Origin of the sequence: Nocardioides sp. Leaf285, from assembly GCF_001422955.1 — a bacterium.
In the GTDB taxonomy this organism is placed as follows: Bacteria; Actinomycetota; Actinomycetes; order Propionibacteriales; family Nocardioidaceae; genus Nocardioides; species Nocardioides kribbensis.
Genome location: NZ_LMNH01000001.1, coordinates 90,034 through 103,784, shown reverse-complemented (window position 1 = coordinate 103,784; position 13,751 = coordinate 90,034). Strand labels below are relative to the sequence as shown.

Genomic DNA, 13,751 nt, shown 5'->3' with positions numbered 1-13,751 from the left:
GCTCGGGGCGTGAGCGACGACCCGGCCACCGTGGTGCCCCTGCAGCACCCCACCGCCCCCACCATCGTGCTGGTCTCCGAGACCCGCGCCGACGAGCTGCGCGAGCACTTCGGGCGCTACGAGCGCGAGTACGACCTGCGCACGGCCACCTCGTGCGCCGAGGCCGAGGAGGTCGCCGCCCGGGTGCGCACCGAGGGCGGCACGGTCGCCCTCTTCGTCACCGAGTCGGTGCTGCCCGACTGCCACGTGCTCGAGGCCTTCGGGCGCTGGCGCACCGTGGTGCCGACCGCCCGGCGGATGATCGCCGCCCACTGGGAGCGCTTCATCCCCGACGGCCCCCCGCTGCGCGCGGGCATGGCGGCCGGCAAGTACGACGCCTACCTGCTGATGCCGCGCGGCACCCGCGACGAGGAGTTCCACCACGCCGTCACCGACCTGCTCTCCGACTGGGGCTCCACGGTCGCCGACCCCGAGGTCGTCTCGGTCACGATCGTCGCGCCGGAGCAGGACGGCCTCACGCTGGCCATCCGCGACTACCTCGACCGGATGGGCATGCCCAGCCGGGTCCACCACCCCGACAGCGAGGGCGGCCGGCACGTGCGGGCGCTGGCCCGGCCGGACGCGGCGTACCCGCTGGTCCACGCGCTGAACCGCGAGGTGGTCGAGGCGCGCAGCGTGCGCGACGTCGCGCTCTCGGTCTACGGCGCCCCCGGCGACGTCGCCGTGGACGAGGTCGTCGACCTGGTCGTGGTCGGGGCCGGGCCGGCGGGCCTGGGCGCGGCCGTCTACGCCGCCTCCGAGGGGCTCTCCACCGTCGTGCTCGAGGCCGAGGCGATCGGCGGCCAGGCCGGCACCAGCTCGATGATCCGCAACTACCTGGGCTTCCCCCGCGGCATCTCGGGCATGCGGCTCTCCCAGCGCGCCCGCAACCAGGCCCTGCGCTTCGGCACGCAGTTCTTCACCGGCTGGTCGGTCGAGGCACTCCTGCCCGGCGTCGACGGGGGGCCGCACGTCGTGCGCACGGAGGCCGGCGAGGTCAGGGCCCGCGCGGTCGTCGTCTCGACCGGCGTGGCCTACCGCAAGCTGCGCGTCGAGCCGCTGGAGGAGCTCGTGGGACGCGGCGTCCACTACGGCGCCGCGCTCACCGCGGCCCGCGAGATGGAGGGCCAGGACGTCTACGTCGTGGGCGGCGGCAACTCCGCCGGCCAGGCCGCGGTGCACCTGTCGCGCTTCGCCCGCTCGGTGACCGTGCTGGTGCGCCGGCCCTCGCTGGCCGAGACCATGTCGCAGTACCTCGTCGGCGAGATCGACCACAACCCGCGCATCGCGGTGCGCACCTGCACGGCCGTCGTCGACGGCGGCGCGGGCCGGCTGGAGCGCCTCGTGCTCGAGGACACCCGCAGCGGCGCCCGCGAGGAGGTCGCCGCCGGCGGGCTGTTCCTGCTGCTGGGCGCCGAGCCGCACTGCGAGTGGCTGCCGGCGGAGGTCGAGCGCGACGCGCAGGGCTTCGTGCTCACCGGGCGCGACGTGCCCCGCGAGCGCTGGACCGACGGCCTGCCGCCCGCCGACCTCGCCACGACGCTGCCGGGCGTCTTCGCGGCCGGCGACATCCGCTCGGGCTCGATGAAGCGGGTCGCCGCCGCCAGCGGCGAGGGCGCCTCGGTGGTGCCGCTGGTCCACCGGTGGCTGGCCGGGCGCTGACGTGCGGGCGCCGGGGCGTCAGGCCATCTCGTGGCGCCACGGCGGGTCGGCGCCGGGACGCGAGACGGTGATCGCCGCCGCCCGCGCCGCGTGCTCGAGCACCTCGACCACCACGTCGTCGCCGATCGGCCCGAGCCGGCCCCCGAGCAGCCCCCGCTCGGCGAGGGCGTCGACCAGCGCCGCGCCGAAGGTGTCGCCCGCGCCGATGGTGTCGGCCACCTCGACGCGTCGCGAGGCGACCACGACCTCGCCCTGGGCCGAGGTCCACGACGCACCGTCGGCGCCGCGCGTCACCACGACCACGGCCGCGCCGAGACCCCGCAGGTGCGCGACGGCCTCGGCGAGGTCGAGCTCGGGCCACAGCGCCTCGAGGTCCTCGTCGCTGGCCCGCACCAGGTCGGCGAGCCGGGCCACCCGCTCCACGCGCGCCACCACGTCGGGCCCGGTGCCGGTGATCGCGGGCCGGGCGTTGACGTCGTAGGTCACCGTGGCGGCGCCGCGCAGCTCCTCCAGCAGAGTCAGCACGTCCTCGGCCCCCGGGGCCAGCACGGCGCCCAGCGAGCAGGTGTGCACGGCCACCGGCGCCGGCTCGCGCTCCACGGGCAGCAGCCGCCAGTCGAGGTCGAACTCGTAGGACGCCGCCCCGTCGGCGCCGATCGTCGCCGCCGCGGTCGCCGTGCGGTCGATCGCCGCCGGGTCGCAGGCCAGCCGCACCCCGGCGGCCTCGAGGTAGTCGCGCACCATGGACCCGTGGTGGTCGTCGGCGAAGGCCGTCGCGAAGCGCACCGGGCGCCCCAGCCGGGCCAGCGCGACCGCGACGTTGGCCGCGCTGCCCCCGGCGTACTCGACCCGCTCCCCGCTCGCGCGGTGCACCACGTCGACCAGCGACTCCCCCACCACCAGCACCTGTGCATCCATAGGCATGCTTCTACCACGCCGGGCCCGGCCGCGGCCCGCGCCGGGCACTAGCGTGCAGCCCATGACCGTCCACCCGCTCGACCCCGCCTCCGGCGAGGCGCCCTTCGAGCAGCTGCGCACCCAGATCGCCCGCCGAGCCGCCTCCGGCGACCTTCCCGCCGGCACCCGGCTGCCGACCGTGCGCGCCCTGGCCGCCGAGCTCGGCGTCGCCGCCGGCACCGTGGCGCGCGCCTACCGCGAGCTCGAGGCCGACGGCGTGGTCGTGACCGAGGGACGCCGCGGCACCTCGGTCACCGCGGGCGCCGCCGCGTCCGGTCCGGCGGCCGGCGCCGCCGCGGCGGCGTACGTCGAGTCCGCGCGGCGCCTCGGCCTCTCCCTGGCCGAGGCGACCCGGCTCGTCGAGCAGGCCTGGCGCGGGTGAGCGGCCGGTGAGCCGGCTCCACCACGTCGTGGTCGGCGCCGGGGCGATCGGCGGCGCCGTGGCCGCGCTCCTCCACGAGTCCGGCGCCCGGGTCACCCTCGTCGCCCGGGGTGCCCACCTGGAGGCCCTGCGCGCCCGGGGGCTGTCCCTGGCGGTCGGCGACGACGTGCGCCGGGTCGACGTGCCCGTCGTCGGCGGGCCCGGCGAGGTCGCCTGGGACGCCGACGCCGTGGTCCACCTGGCCGTGAAGTCCCACCAGAGCGCCGACGCCCTCGACGCCCTGCTCGCCCATGCCCCGGCCACCACGCCGCTGGTGTGCCTGCAGAACGGCGTGGCCAACGAGCGCGCCGCCCTGCGGCGCATGCCCGCGGTGCACGGCGTCTGCGTGATGATGCCGGCCAGCCACCTGCGCCCCGGCGAGGTCGTGCTGCACTCGCTGGGCCGACCCGGCCTGCTCGACGTGGGCCGCTGCCCCGTCGGCTCCGACGAGGTCGACCACGCGGTGGGCGCCGCCTACCGCGCCGCGGGCTTCGACAGCGTCGTGCGCGAGGACGTGATGGCCTGGAAGCACCGCAAGCTGCTGCTCAACCTCGGCAACGGCGTCGACGCCACCTGCGCCGACTCCCCCGCCGCCGAGGAGCTCGTGCGCCGCGTCCGCGCCGAGGGCGAGGTGGTGCTGGCCGCGGCCGGGGTCGACGTGGTGACCGAGGTGGCCGACCGGGAGCGGCGCGGCGACCTGCTGCGCCCGCTGGCGCGACGCGACGAGGCGGGCAGCTCCACCTGGCAGAGCCTGGCCCGCGGGGCCGGCAGCAGCGAGGTCGACTACCTCAACGGCGAGATCGTGCTGCTGGGGCGCCTGCACGGGGTCGCGACCCCCGCCAACGCGCTGGTCCAGGAGGCGACGGCCGCCGCGGCGCGCACCCGTGCCGCACCGGGCACCCTGGATGCGGCCGGGCTGCTCGCCCGGCTGCCGGTGAGGCCGTGAACGGCACGAGGCCCGCCACCCCAGCGGGGTGGCGGGCCTCGGTGCGGTGAGGACCAGGCTCAGGCCTTGGTCTCGTCCTTGCTGTCGCCCTCGTCGGAGTCGGCCTCGGCGGCCTGCTCCTCGGCGACGACGCTGCCCTCGGGCGAGGCCTCGTCGGTCATCTCGACGGGCGCCTCGTCGGTGGCGGTCTCGTCGCTGGTGGTCTCCTCAGCGGGAGCCTCCTCGGCGGGCGCGGCCGGGGCTGCGGCGCCCGGAGCGGCGGTGCGGGGAGCCGAGGGGGTGTAGGCCTCGGTCACCAGCTCGATGACGGCCATGGGGGCGTTGTCGCCCTTGCGGGGGCCGAGCTTGGTGATGCGGGTGTAGCCACCGGGACGCTCCGACATGGTCGGGGCGATCTCGGTGAAGAGCACGTGCACGACGCCCTTGTCGCGGATGGTCTTGAGGACCTCGCGGCGGTTGTGCAGGTCGCCCTTCTTGGCCTTCGTGATCAGCTTCTCCGCGTAGGGACGCAGCGTGCGCGCCCGCGACTCGGTGGTGGTGATCCGGCCGTGCTCGAAGAGCGCGGTCGCGAGGTTGGCCAGGATGAGGCGCTGGTGGGCCGGGCTACCGCCGAGGCGGGGACCCTTCTTGGGCTTGGGCATGGCTCTCTCTCATTTCTCCCGGGCCGTACCAGGTACCCGGGTAGTCGACCGGCGCGGTGCCGGTCAGGGCTGGGTGCTGCGGGTGGTGCGGGGGTGGAGCGGGGTGGTGCTGGGACTCAGTACTGCTCGTCCTCGACGAAGGCGTCGTCGTCGTCCTCGCCGTAGGCGGCGAGAGCGGCGTGGGGGTCGAAGCCGGGGGCGCTGTCCTTGAGGGACAGGCCCATCTCGACCAGCTTGGCCTTGACCTCGTCGATCGACTTCGCGCCGAAGTTGCGGATGTCGAGCAGGTCCTGCTCGGAGCGGCTGATGAGCTCACCCACGGTGTGGATGCCCTCGCGCTTGAGGCAGTTGTAGGACCGCACGGTCAGCTGCAGGTCCTCGACCGGGAGGGCGAGGTCGGCGGCGAGCTGCTCGTCGACCGGCGAGGGGCCGATGTCGATGCCCTCGGCCTCGACGTTGAGCTCGCGGGCGAGGCCGAAGAGCTCGACGAGGGTCTTGCCGGCCGAGGCGATCGCGTCGCGGGGACGGATCGAGGGCTTGGTCTCGACGTCGATGACGAGCTTGTCGAAGTCGGTGCGCTGCTCGACGCGGGTGGCCTCGACCTTGTAGGTCACCTTCAGCACGGGGCTGTAGATCGAGTCGACCGGCATGCGGCCGATCTCGTTGTCGGCGCCCTTGTTCAGCACGGCCGAGACGTAGCCGCGGCCGCGCTCGACGACGAGCTCCATCTCGATCTTGCCCTTCTCGGACAGGGTCGCGATCTTGAGGTCGGGGTTGTGCACCTCGACACCGGCCGGGGGCGCGATGTCGGCCGCGGTGACGTCACCGGCACCCGACTTGCGCAGGTACATGGTGACCGGCTCGTCGTGCTCGGAGGAGACCACGAGGCCCTTGAGGTTCAGGATCAGCTCGGTGACGTCCTCGCGGACGCCGTCGATGGTCGAGAACTCGTGCAGGACGTTGTCGATCTTGATGCTGGTGACCGAGGCGCCGGGGATGGAGCTGAGCAGCGTGCGGCGCAGCGAGTTGCCGAGCGTGTAGCCGAAGCCGGGCTCGAGGGGCTCGATGACGAAGCGCGAGCGGAACTCGTCGACGGACTCTTCCGAGAGGGTGGGGCGCTGTGCGATGAGCACTGGTGTTTTCCTTTCCGGGCCCACCCGCTATTTGACGGGCCCGAACTGCGAGGATGTGGAAAGGGAGGGTGGAGCAGCAACAGGCGCCGCCCCCGGCCCGGAGGACGGGGGCGACACCCGAGGGTCACTTCTTCGAGTAGTACTCGACGATGAGCTGCTCCTGGACCGGAAGGTCGATCTGCGCCCGGGTCGGCACCTGGTGCACCAGGATCCGCATGCGGTTCGGCAGGGCCTCGAGCCAGGCCGGGACGACGCGCTCGCCGTGGGTCTCACGCGCGACGATGAACGGCGTGGTCTCCAGCGACTTCTCGCGGACGTCGATGATGTCGTGCGCGGTCACCTGGAACGACGGGATGTCGACCTTGTGGCCGTTGACCAGGAAGTGACCGTGGGTCACCAGCTGGCGGGCGTGGCGGCGCGTGCGGGCGAAGCCGGCACGGTAGACCACGTTGTCGAGACGGCACTCGAGCAGCTGCAGGAGGTTGTCACCGGTCTTGCCGGTGCGGCGCGAGGCCTCCTTGTAGTAGTTCAGGAACTGCTTCTCGAGCACGCCGTAGGTGAAGCGGGCCTTCTGCTTCTCGCGCAGCTGCAGGAGGTACTCGCTCTCCTTGATGCGGCCGCGGCCGTGGGCGCCGGGCGGGTAGGGACGACGCTCGAAAGCCTGGTCGCCACCGACGAGGTCGACACCGAGACGGCGCGACTTCCGGGTCATGGGTCCGGTGTAACGGGCCATGGTTCAGTCTCCTTCTAGGTCTCGGGTCAGACGCGGCGGCGCTTGGGAGGGCGGCAGCCGTTGTGCGGGGTGGGCGTGACGTCCTGGATGGTGCCGACCTCGAGGCCGATGGCACCCAGCGAGCGAATCGCGGTCTCACGACCCGACCCCGGACCCTTGACGAAGACGTCGATCTTCTTCATCCCGTGGTCCATGGCCCGACGCCCGGCGGCCTCGGCGGCCATCTGCGCGGCGTAGGGGGTGGACTTGCGCGAGCCCTTGAAGCCGACGGTGCCGGCCGAGGCCCACGAGATCACCGCACCGGTGGGGTCGGTGATCGTGACGATGGTGTTGTTGAACGTGCTCTTGATGTGGGCTTCGCCCTGAGCGACGTTCTTCTTCTCCTTGCGGCGCACCTTCTTGGCGCCAGCCGCTGCGCGGCTCTTGGGAGGCATGCGTTATCTCCTGGGGTAGCTGGTCGTTGAGGTGAGGAAGGGCAGGTGGGACGGCGCGGGCCGTCGCGTCACTTGGCCTTCTTCTTGCCGGCAACCGTGCGCTTGGGACCCTTGCGGGTGCGCGCGTTGGTCTTGGTGCGCTGACCGCGGACCGGAAGGCCCATGCGGTGGCGGCGACCCTGGTAGCTGCCGATCTCGATCTTGCGACGGATGTCGGCCTGGACCTCGCGACGGAGGTCACCCTCGATCTTGAAGTTGGCTTCGATGGCGTCGCGGAGCTTGACCAGCTCCTCGTCACCCAGCTGGTGCACGCGGGTGTTCGGGTCGACCCCGGTCTCGGCGAGCAGCTGCTGGGAGCGGGTACGGCCGATGCCGTAGATGTAGGTGAGAGCGATCTCGATGCGCTTGTCGCGCGGGAGATCCACTCCAACGAGGCGTGCCATGTGTCTGGCGGTCCCTTCGGGTAGTCCACAGAGGTTTCTGGTCGTGTCGCGCCCCGGGGGGATCTCGACGGCGAGCCGTCGTGCCCGGGCCCCGGCCTCTGCTCCGGGGGTGGTTCGCCGCGTCCAGGGCGGCTAAGCGATCACGTTGAGGTGTGTTCAGTTGTGGTGGTGCGGGTGGTGCGGGGTGCAGCCGGGCTGCAGCGGGCCTCTCAGCCCTGGCGCTGCTTGTGGCGCGGGTTCTCGCAGATGACCATGACGCGGCCGTGGCGACGGATCACCTGGCACTTGTCGCAGATCTTCTTGACGCTGGGGTTGACCTTCATCGCGGAGGTCCTTTCGTGGCCCCGGGGGGCTGTCGGCTTGACGCGTGCGCCGGCGAGCGGTCTCGCGGCACCGCTTACTTGTAGCGGTAGACGATGCGACCCCGGGTGAGGTCGTACGGCGAAAGCTCCACCACCACGCGGTCCTCGGGGAGGATCCGGATGTAGTGCTGGCGCATCTTGCCGCTGATGTGGGCGAGGACCTTGTGGCCGTTGCTCAGCTCGACGCGGAACATGGCATTGGGCAGGGCCTCCGTGATGGTGCCCTCGAGCTCGATCACGCCTTCTTTCTTCGGCATGTCCTCCACAATCTGTTGTCCGGTTGTCTACCGTGTGCTGCACCGCGGGGCGGGTGCCCTGCGGGTGGCCCGGGAACCTCCTCCGCCCGGGGGCGGGGGTGGACCTCGTGAAGCCGACCGGCGCTCCTCACCCGGCGGACGGGCAGCCTCGAGGAGCGCAGGACAGACCCACGTTGGGCCGACACGCCAGTTTAGTTCGCGCGCGCCCCAGAACCCTAATCAGCTCGGGCGCTGCGCTCGGATCACGCGGCGAGCAGCCGCAGCGTCTCCACGCGCGCGGGCGAGCTGCCCGGCTCGGTGCCCACGTGGGCCCCGGCCACCGGCACGACCATGACCTCGTCGACGTCGTACGTCGAGGCCAGCTCGGCGACCCGGGCGCGGGCCGCCTCGGGGGCGTCGATGACCCAGCGCGCGGCCATCGCGTCGATGACGTCCTGCTGCGCGGGCGAGGCCTGGACCTTCTCGGCCTCCTCCACCAGCACCTGGGCCTGCAGCGGCTGCCCGGTGCGCAGGGCCAGCATCATCTGCAGCTGCGGCAGGGCGCGCAGGCGGGCCTCCTCCGCGGTCGGCGCCACCGAGACGTTGACGGTCAGGAAGGTGCGCGGCTCGGCCAGTGCGGCGGACGGGCGGAAGGTCGAGCGGTAGAGCTCGAGCGCCTCGGCGGTGCCGCTGCCGGAGAAGTGGTGCGCGAAGACGTAGGGCATGCCCTTCTCCGCGGCCAGGCGGGCGGAGTAGTCGGAGGAGCCCAGCAGCCACATCTCGGGCACACCGGCGGCCGCCGGGGTCGCCTTGAGCACCTGCTGGCGACCCGCCACCGCGACGGCGACGCCCTCAGGCTCCATCATGGCCAGCACGTTGTCGACGTACTCGGGGAACCGGGTGACGGCCTCGTCGCTGACGCCGCCGGCCCCGTGGCGCAGCGCGTAGCTGGTGACCGGGTCGGTGCCGGGGGCGCGCCCGATGCCGAGGTCGATGCGACCCGGGTAGGCGGCCTCGAGGAGCGAGAACTGCTCGGCCACCACCAGCGGGGCGTGGTTGGGCAGCATGACGCCGCCCGAGCCCACGCGCAGCCGCTCGGTGGCGCCGGCGATCATCGCCATCACCACCGGGGGGTTGGTCGAGGCCACGGCCGGCATGTTGTGGTGCTCGGCCACCCAGTAGCGCCGGTAGCCCAGCGCGTCGGCCTCGCGCGCGAGCTCGAGAGTGGCGGCGAGGGCGTCGCCCGAGGTCTGGTCGCTGCGCACCGGCACGAGGTCGAGCACGGAGAGGGTGGGGCTGGTCTGGTGGCTGCGTGACTGGGTCATCACCGTCCCAACCCCACCCCGCGGAGGGCTATTCCGCGCCGATCGAGGCTTTGCGCCGGGTGCTGCGGTCCTTGAGCAGGCTGAGCACGGTGGTCACCGCGAGGGTGCCGACGATGACGAGCAGCGAGAGCCAGATCGGCACCTCGGGCGCCCACTCGATGTGCTCGCCGCCGTTGACGAAGGGCAGCTCGTTCTCGTGCATGGCGTGCAGGACGAGCTTGACGCCGATGAAGAAGAGCAGGAAGGCCAGGCCGTAGGAGAGGTAGACCAGGCGCTGCAGCAGGTCGCCGATGAGGAAGTAGAGCTGGCGCAGGCCCATCAGCGCGAAGACGTTGGCGGTGAAGACCAGGTAGGGCTCGCTGGTGAGGCCGTAGATGGCCGGGATCGAGTCAAGGGCGAAGAGCAGGTCGGTCACGCCGAGGGAGAGCACCACGATGAACATCGGGGTGAGCATCCGCTTGCCGTTCTCCGAGACGGTGAACTTCACGCCGTTCCAGTGCTCGGTCAGCGGCAGCCGCTTGCGCGCGATCGCGACCAGCTTGGGCTCCTCGTAGTGCTCGTCGTCGTCGCCGCCCTCCTTGGCCAGCTTGACGGCGGTGTAGATGAGGAAGGCGCCGAAGAGGTAGAAGACCCAGCTGAAGTTCTCGATCGCCGCGGCGCCGACGCCGATGAAGATGCCGCGCAGCACCAGGGCGAGCACGATGCCGATGAGCAGCGCGGTCTGCTGGTACTGCCGCGGCACCTGCAGCTTGGTCATGATGATGATGAAGATGAACAGGTTGTCGACCGAGAGCGAGTACTCGGTCAGCCAGCCGGCGAAGAACTCCCCGCCGTACTGGCCGCCGGCGAAGTACCAGACCCCCAGGCCGAAGACGACCGCGAGGGCGACGAAGCCGGCCAGGTGCAGCGAGGTCTCGCGGGTGGTGGGCTCGTGGGGCCGGCGTCCGATGACGAAGACGTCGACGAGGAGCAGGCCGGTGGTGAGGAGGACCGTGGTCCACCACAGCCAGGGGGCGACGTCCACGACGGGACCTTTCCGATTGGTGTCAGTGGTGCAGCCGGGTCGGGGACCCGGTGCGGAGCGGGCTCACGGTACCCGCCGGGGTCACCGTCCGCCGAACGGGACCCCGAGGCCGGTGAGGGCCTCCTCGCCGCCGTCGAGGGCGGTCAGGACCCAGGCGCCGTCGGCGGTGAGGGCGAAGGTGTGCTCGAAGTGCGCGGCGCGGCTGCCGTCGGTGGTCACGACGGTCCAGTCGTCGTCGAGCACGTCGGTCTCGGCGCTGCCGAGGGTGATCATGGGCTCCACGGCCAGGGCCAGACCGCGGACGAGCTTGGGGCCCTTGCCGGGCTTGCCGTAGTTGGGCACGTTGGGCGGCAGGTGCATCTCGGTGCCGATCCCGTGCCCGGTGTAGTCCTCGAGGATGCCGTAGTCGCCCTGCGAGCGGACGTAGGTCTCGACCGCGTGACCGATGTCGGAGACCCGTCCGCCGAGCCGCGCCGCGGCGATGCCGCGCCACATCGACTCCTCGGTGACGCGCATCAGCTCCACGAGCTCCGCCGACACCTCGCCGACCGCCACGGTGATCGCGGCGTCGCCGTGCCACCCCTCGACGATCGCGCCGCAGTCGATGGAGATGACGTCACCGGGGGCCAGCACCTCGTCGGGGCCGGGGATGCCGTGCACCACCCGGTCGTTGACCGAGGCGCAGATCGAGGCGGGGAACCCGTGGTAGCCCTTGAAGGAGGGCACTCCCCCGCCGCTGCGGATCGCGTCCTCGGCCACGGCGTCGAGCTCGGCGGTGCTGATGCCGGGACGCACCGCGGAGCGCAGCAGCTCCAGGGTCTCCCCCACGAGCAGGCCGGCGCGACGCATCGCGACGACCTGCTCCGGGGTCTTGATCTCCAGGCCGCGGTCGAGCAGGCCCACGGTCAGCTCTGCGGCAGGTCGTCGAGGGCGTCGAAGATCCGCTTGGTCACGTCGGCGACCTCGCCCATGCCGTCGACCTCGACCAGCAGGCCGCGGTCGCGGTAGACCCCGATGAGCGGCTCGGTCTGCTCGGCGTAGACCTCCTGGCGGCGTCGGATGACGTCCTCGGTGTCGTCGGCGCGACCCTCGACCTGGGCGCGCTGCACCAGCCGGGCCACCAGCTCGTCCTCGTCGACGGTGAGCACGACCACGGCGTCGAGGGAGTGGCCGGTGAAGGCGATCATCCCGTCGAGCTCCTCGACCTGCGCCAGCGTGCGCGGGTAGCCGTCGAGCAGGAAGCCGGGCGTGGCGTCGTCCTCGTCGATGCGGTTGCGCACCATGAGGTTGGTGACCTCGTCGGGCACGTAGTCGCCGGCGTCCATGTACCGCTTGGCCTCGACGCCGAGGGGGGTGCCCTGGGAGACGTTGGCGCGGAAGATGTCGCCGGTGGAGATGGCGGGGATGCCGAAGTGCTCGGCGACGAACTTGGCCTGGGTGCCCTTGCCGGCCCCGGGCGGGCCCATGAAGATCATTCGCATGTCAGCGGAGGAATCCTTCGTAGTTTCGCTGCTGGAGCTGGCTCTCGATCTGCTTCACCGTGTCCAGCGCGACGCCGACCATGATGAGGATCGAGGTGCCACCGAACGGGAAGTTCTGGTTGGCGTCGATCAGCACGAGGGCGATGAGCGGGATGAGGGCGATCAGTCCGAGGTAGAGCGCGCCCGGCAGCGTGATGCGGGACAGGACGTAGGACAGGTAGTCCTCGGTCGGCTTGCCCGCCCGGATCCCGGGGATGAAGCCGCCGTACTTCTTCATGTTGTCGGCCACCTCGACGGGGTTGAAGGTGATCGAGACGTAGAAGTAGGTGAAGAAGACGATGAGCAGGAAGAACGTCGCCATGTAGAGCGGGTGGGCCCCGGTGACGAAGTACTTGCTGATCCACTCCACCCACGGCGAGGGGTTGGTCTGGTTGAACTGCACCGCCATCGCCGGCAGGTAGAGCAGCGAGGAGGCGAAGATGACCGGGATGATGCCGGCCTGGTTGACCTTCAGCGGGATGTAGGTCGAGCTGCCGCCGAACATCTTGCGTCCGACCATGCGGCGTGCGTACTGCACCGGGATCCGGCGCTGGGCCTGCTCGATGAAGATGACCGCGGCGATGATGACCAGGCCGATCGCGATGACCAGGCCGAAGACCCACCAGCCCTGGCTCTTCTGCACCTCCCAGAGCGCGGCCGGGAAGGTCGCGACGACCTGGGTGAAGATCAGGATCGACATGCCGTTGCCGATGCCGCGCTCGGTGATGAGCTCGCCGAGCCACATGATCACCGCGGTGCCGGCGGTCATGGTGATGACCATGACCAGGAAGGTCTGGGTGCCGTTGCTGTGCAGCAGCGGCAGGTTGCACTGCAGCAGGCTGCCCGATCGCGCCAGCGCGACGATGCCCGTGGCCTGCAGCAGCGCGAGGCCCAGGGTGAGGTAGCGGGTGTACTGGGTGATCTTCGTCTGGCCCGCCTGGCCCTCCTTCTTCAGCGCCTCGAGCCGCGGGATGACCACGACGAGCAGCTGCAGGATGATGCTGGCGGTGATGTACGGCATGATGCCGAGCGCGAAGATCGTGAGCTGGAGCAGCGCTCCGCCCGAGAACAGGTTCACCAGGCTGTAGAGGCTGGCGTTGTCACCTGTCTGCGCGATGTCGATGCACTGCTGGACGTTGGCGACGTTCACGCCGGGGGCGGGGATCTGCGACCCGGCCCGGAAGATCACGATGATCCCCAGGACGAAGAGCAGCTTGCGACGCAGGTCCGGTGTCCGGAAAGCGTTGGCGAAGGCGCCTAGCACGGGCAGATCCTCTTTCCTCACAACGATGAGCGGCTCCCACGGACGACCATGGAAGCCTCGGGAAGCCTAACAGGGGTGGTGACCCACACCTCGTCGGCCTCACGAGTGACGGCAAAGGCGCGGCCAGCACGCTGGTGAGCGGTGCCGGCCGCGCCTTGACGGGGCTGGGTCAGACCAGGCTGGTGGTGCCGCCTGCGGACTCGATCTTCTCCTTGGCCGACGCCGAGAACGCGTGGGCGCTCACGTCGACCTTGACCGAGCAGTCGCCCTGGCCGAGGACCTTGACCGGGTGACCGTCACGGACGGCACCGCGGGCCACGAGCTCGTCGACGGTGACGGAGCCACCCTCGGGGAAGAGCGCGCTGATCCGGTCCAGGTTCACGACCTGGAACTCGACCTTGAACGGGTTCTTGAAGCCCTTGAGCTTGGGCAGACGCATGTGGATCGGCATCTGGCCACCCTCGAAGGCCACCGGGACCTGGTACCGGGCCTTGGTGCCCTTGGTACCGCGACCCGACGTCTTGCCCTTCGAGGCCTCACCGCGACCCACACGGGTCTTCGCGGTCTTGGCGCCCGGAGCGGGGCGCAGGTGGTGCAGCTTGAGCGTCATG

At 71.4% G+C, this 13,751-nt stretch carries 17 protein-coding genes; 3 read left to right on the top strand and 14 right to left on the bottom strand.

Annotated elements, in window-relative coordinates:
- The first annotated feature begins 9 nt into the window (after positions 1-9).
- Positions 10-1,701 (top strand): FAD-dependent oxidoreductase, encoded by a 1,692-nt coding sequence (locus ASF47_RS00545; RefSeq protein WP_056862103.1) that lies wholly within the window; start codon positions 10-12, stop codon positions 1,699-1,701.
- An 18-nt stretch (positions 1,702-1,719) separates the two neighbouring features.
- Here the strand turns inward: ASF47_RS00545 and ASF47_RS00540 are convergent, their stop codons facing one another.
- Positions 1,720-2,619, bottom strand: a complete 900-nt coding sequence (locus ASF47_RS00540; protein ID WP_228942203.1) for a PfkB family carbohydrate kinase — start codon at positions 2,617-2,619, stop codon at positions 1,720-1,722.
- 61 nt (positions 2,620-2,680) lie between these two features.
- Here ASF47_RS00540 and ASF47_RS00535 point away from each other — a divergent pair, with 61 nt between their 5' ends.
- Positions 2,681-3,040 (top strand): GntR family transcriptional regulator, encoded by a 360-nt coding sequence (locus tag ASF47_RS00535; RefSeq protein ID WP_056862101.1) that lies wholly within the window; start codon positions 2,681-2,683, stop codon positions 3,038-3,040.
- Between the two features lie 7 nt (positions 3,041-3,047).
- A complete protein-coding gene (locus tag ASF47_RS00530; protein ID WP_056862100.1) occupies positions 3,048-4,025 on the top strand; it encodes a ketopantoate reductase family protein in 978 nt (325 codons plus the stop codon).
- Positions 4,026-4,084: 59 nt separating this feature from the next.
- Here ASF47_RS00530 and rplQ read toward each other — a convergent pair whose 3' ends face one another.
- The 13 genes from rplQ to rplO all read right to left on the bottom strand — a co-directional run bounded on the left by rplQ (position 4,085) and on the right by rplO (position 13,750).
- On the bottom strand, positions 4,085-4,666 hold the full coding sequence (gene rplQ, locus ASF47_RS00525) for a 50S ribosomal protein L17 (protein ID WP_056862099.1): 582 nt from the start codon (positions 4,664-4,666) through the stop codon (positions 4,085-4,087).
- 116 nt (positions 4,667-4,782) lie between these two features.
- On the bottom strand, positions 4,783-5,799 hold the full coding sequence (locus tag ASF47_RS00520) for a DNA-directed RNA polymerase subunit alpha (protein ID WP_056862098.1): 1,017 nt from the start codon (positions 5,797-5,799) through the stop codon (positions 4,783-4,785).
- A 124-nt stretch (positions 5,800-5,923) separates the two neighbouring features.
- Positions 5,924-6,532 (bottom strand): 30S ribosomal protein S4, encoded by a 609-nt coding sequence (gene rpsD, locus ASF47_RS00515; protein ID WP_056862097.1) that lies wholly within the window; start codon positions 6,530-6,532, stop codon positions 5,924-5,926.
- A gap of 26 nt (positions 6,533-6,558) precedes the next feature.
- Positions 6,559-6,966: a 30S ribosomal protein S11 gene (gene rpsK / locus ASF47_RS00510; protein WP_056862096.1), complete on the bottom strand. Its 408-nt coding sequence runs from the start codon at positions 6,964-6,966 to the stop codon at positions 6,559-6,561.
- Positions 6,967-7,034: 68 nt separating this feature from the next.
- Positions 7,035-7,409 carry a 30S ribosomal protein S13 gene (rpsM, locus tag ASF47_RS00505; protein ID WP_056862095.1) on the bottom strand — a complete coding sequence of 125 codons (375 nt, stop codon included), beginning with the start codon at positions 7,407-7,409 and terminating at the stop codon, positions 7,035-7,037.
- A gap of 209 nt (positions 7,410-7,618) precedes the next feature.
- Entirely contained in the window at positions 7,619-7,732 is a 114-nt protein-coding gene (rpmJ, locus tag ASF47_RS00500) for a 50S ribosomal protein L36 (protein ID WP_056862094.1), read from the bottom strand.
- 74 nt (positions 7,733-7,806) lie between these two features.
- Positions 7,807-8,028, bottom strand: a complete 222-nt coding sequence (infA, locus tag ASF47_RS00495) for a translation initiation factor IF-1 (protein ID WP_026145687.1) — start codon at positions 8,026-8,028, stop codon at positions 7,807-7,809.
- Between the two features lie 242 nt (positions 8,029-8,270).
- Entirely contained in the window at positions 8,271-9,332 is a 1,062-nt protein-coding gene (locus tag ASF47_RS00490; protein WP_056862093.1) for an LLM class flavin-dependent oxidoreductase, read from the bottom strand.
- Positions 9,333-9,360: 28 nt separating this feature from the next.
- Entirely contained in the window at positions 9,361-10,356 is a 996-nt protein-coding gene (locus ASF47_RS00485; RefSeq protein WP_056862092.1) for a TerC family protein, read from the bottom strand.
- An 81-nt stretch (positions 10,357-10,437) separates the two neighbouring features.
- Positions 10,438-11,253, bottom strand: a complete 816-nt coding sequence (gene map, locus ASF47_RS00480; RefSeq protein WP_442937557.1) for a type I methionyl aminopeptidase — start codon at positions 11,251-11,253, stop codon at positions 10,438-10,440.
- An 8-nt stretch (positions 11,254-11,261) separates the two neighbouring features.
- Positions 11,262-11,837 (bottom strand): adenylate kinase, encoded by a 576-nt coding sequence (locus ASF47_RS00475; RefSeq protein ID WP_056862091.1) that lies wholly within the window; start codon positions 11,835-11,837, stop codon positions 11,262-11,264.
- Between the two features lies 1 nt (position 11,838).
- Entirely contained in the window at positions 11,839-13,140 is a 1,302-nt protein-coding gene (gene secY, locus ASF47_RS00470; protein WP_056862090.1) for a preprotein translocase subunit SecY, read from the bottom strand.
- A 169-nt stretch (positions 13,141-13,309) separates the two neighbouring features.
- Positions 13,310-13,750 (bottom strand): 50S ribosomal protein L15, encoded by a 441-nt coding sequence (rplO, locus tag ASF47_RS00465; protein WP_056862089.1) that lies wholly within the window; start codon positions 13,748-13,750, stop codon positions 13,310-13,312.
- Between the last annotated feature and the right edge of the window lies 1 nt (position 13,751).

What these genes read in the sequence shown, in the direction of transcription:
- rpsD (WP_056862097.1), bottom strand. Translation starts at nt 6,532, where the DNA reads ATGGCCCGTTACACCGGACCCATGACCCGGAAGTCGCGCCGTCTCGGT.
- ASF47_RS00490 (WP_056862093.1), bottom strand. Translation starts at nt 9,332, where the DNA reads ATGACCCAGTCACGCAGCCACCAGACCAGCCCCACCCTCTCCGTGCTC.
- rpmJ (WP_056862094.1), bottom strand. Translation starts at nt 7,732, where the DNA reads ATGAAGGTCAACCCCAGCGTCAAGAAGATCTGCGACAAGTGCCAGGTG.
- ASF47_RS00535 (WP_056862101.1), top strand. Translation starts at nt 2,681, where the DNA reads ATGACCGTCCACCCGCTCGACCCCGCCTCCGGCGAGGCGCCCTTCGAG.
- rpsM (WP_056862095.1), bottom strand. Translation starts at nt 7,409, where the DNA reads ATGGCACGCCTCGTTGGAGTGGATCTCCCGCGCGACAAGCGCATCGAG.
- rplO (WP_056862089.1), bottom strand. Translation starts at nt 13,750, where the DNA reads ATGACGCTCAAGCTGCACCACCTGCGCCCCGCTCCGGGCGCCAAGACC.
- rplQ (WP_056862099.1), bottom strand. Translation starts at nt 4,666, where the DNA reads ATGCCCAAGCCCAAGAAGGGTCCCCGCCTCGGCGGTAGCCCGGCCCAC.
- ASF47_RS00475 (WP_056862091.1), bottom strand. Translation starts at nt 11,837, where the DNA reads ATGCGAATGATCTTCATGGGCCCGCCCGGGGCCGGCAAGGGCACCCAG.
- infA (WP_026145687.1), bottom strand. Translation starts at nt 8,028, where the DNA reads ATGCCGAAGAAAGAAGGCGTGATCGAGCTCGAGGGCACCATCACGGAG.
- rpsK (WP_056862096.1), bottom strand. Translation starts at nt 6,966, where the DNA reads ATGCCTCCCAAGAGCCGCGCAGCGGCTGGCGCCAAGAAGGTGCGCCGC.
- ASF47_RS00540 (WP_228942203.1), bottom strand. Translation starts at nt 2,619, where the DNA reads ATGGATGCACAGGTGCTGGTGGTGGGGGAGTCGCTGGTCGACGTGGTG.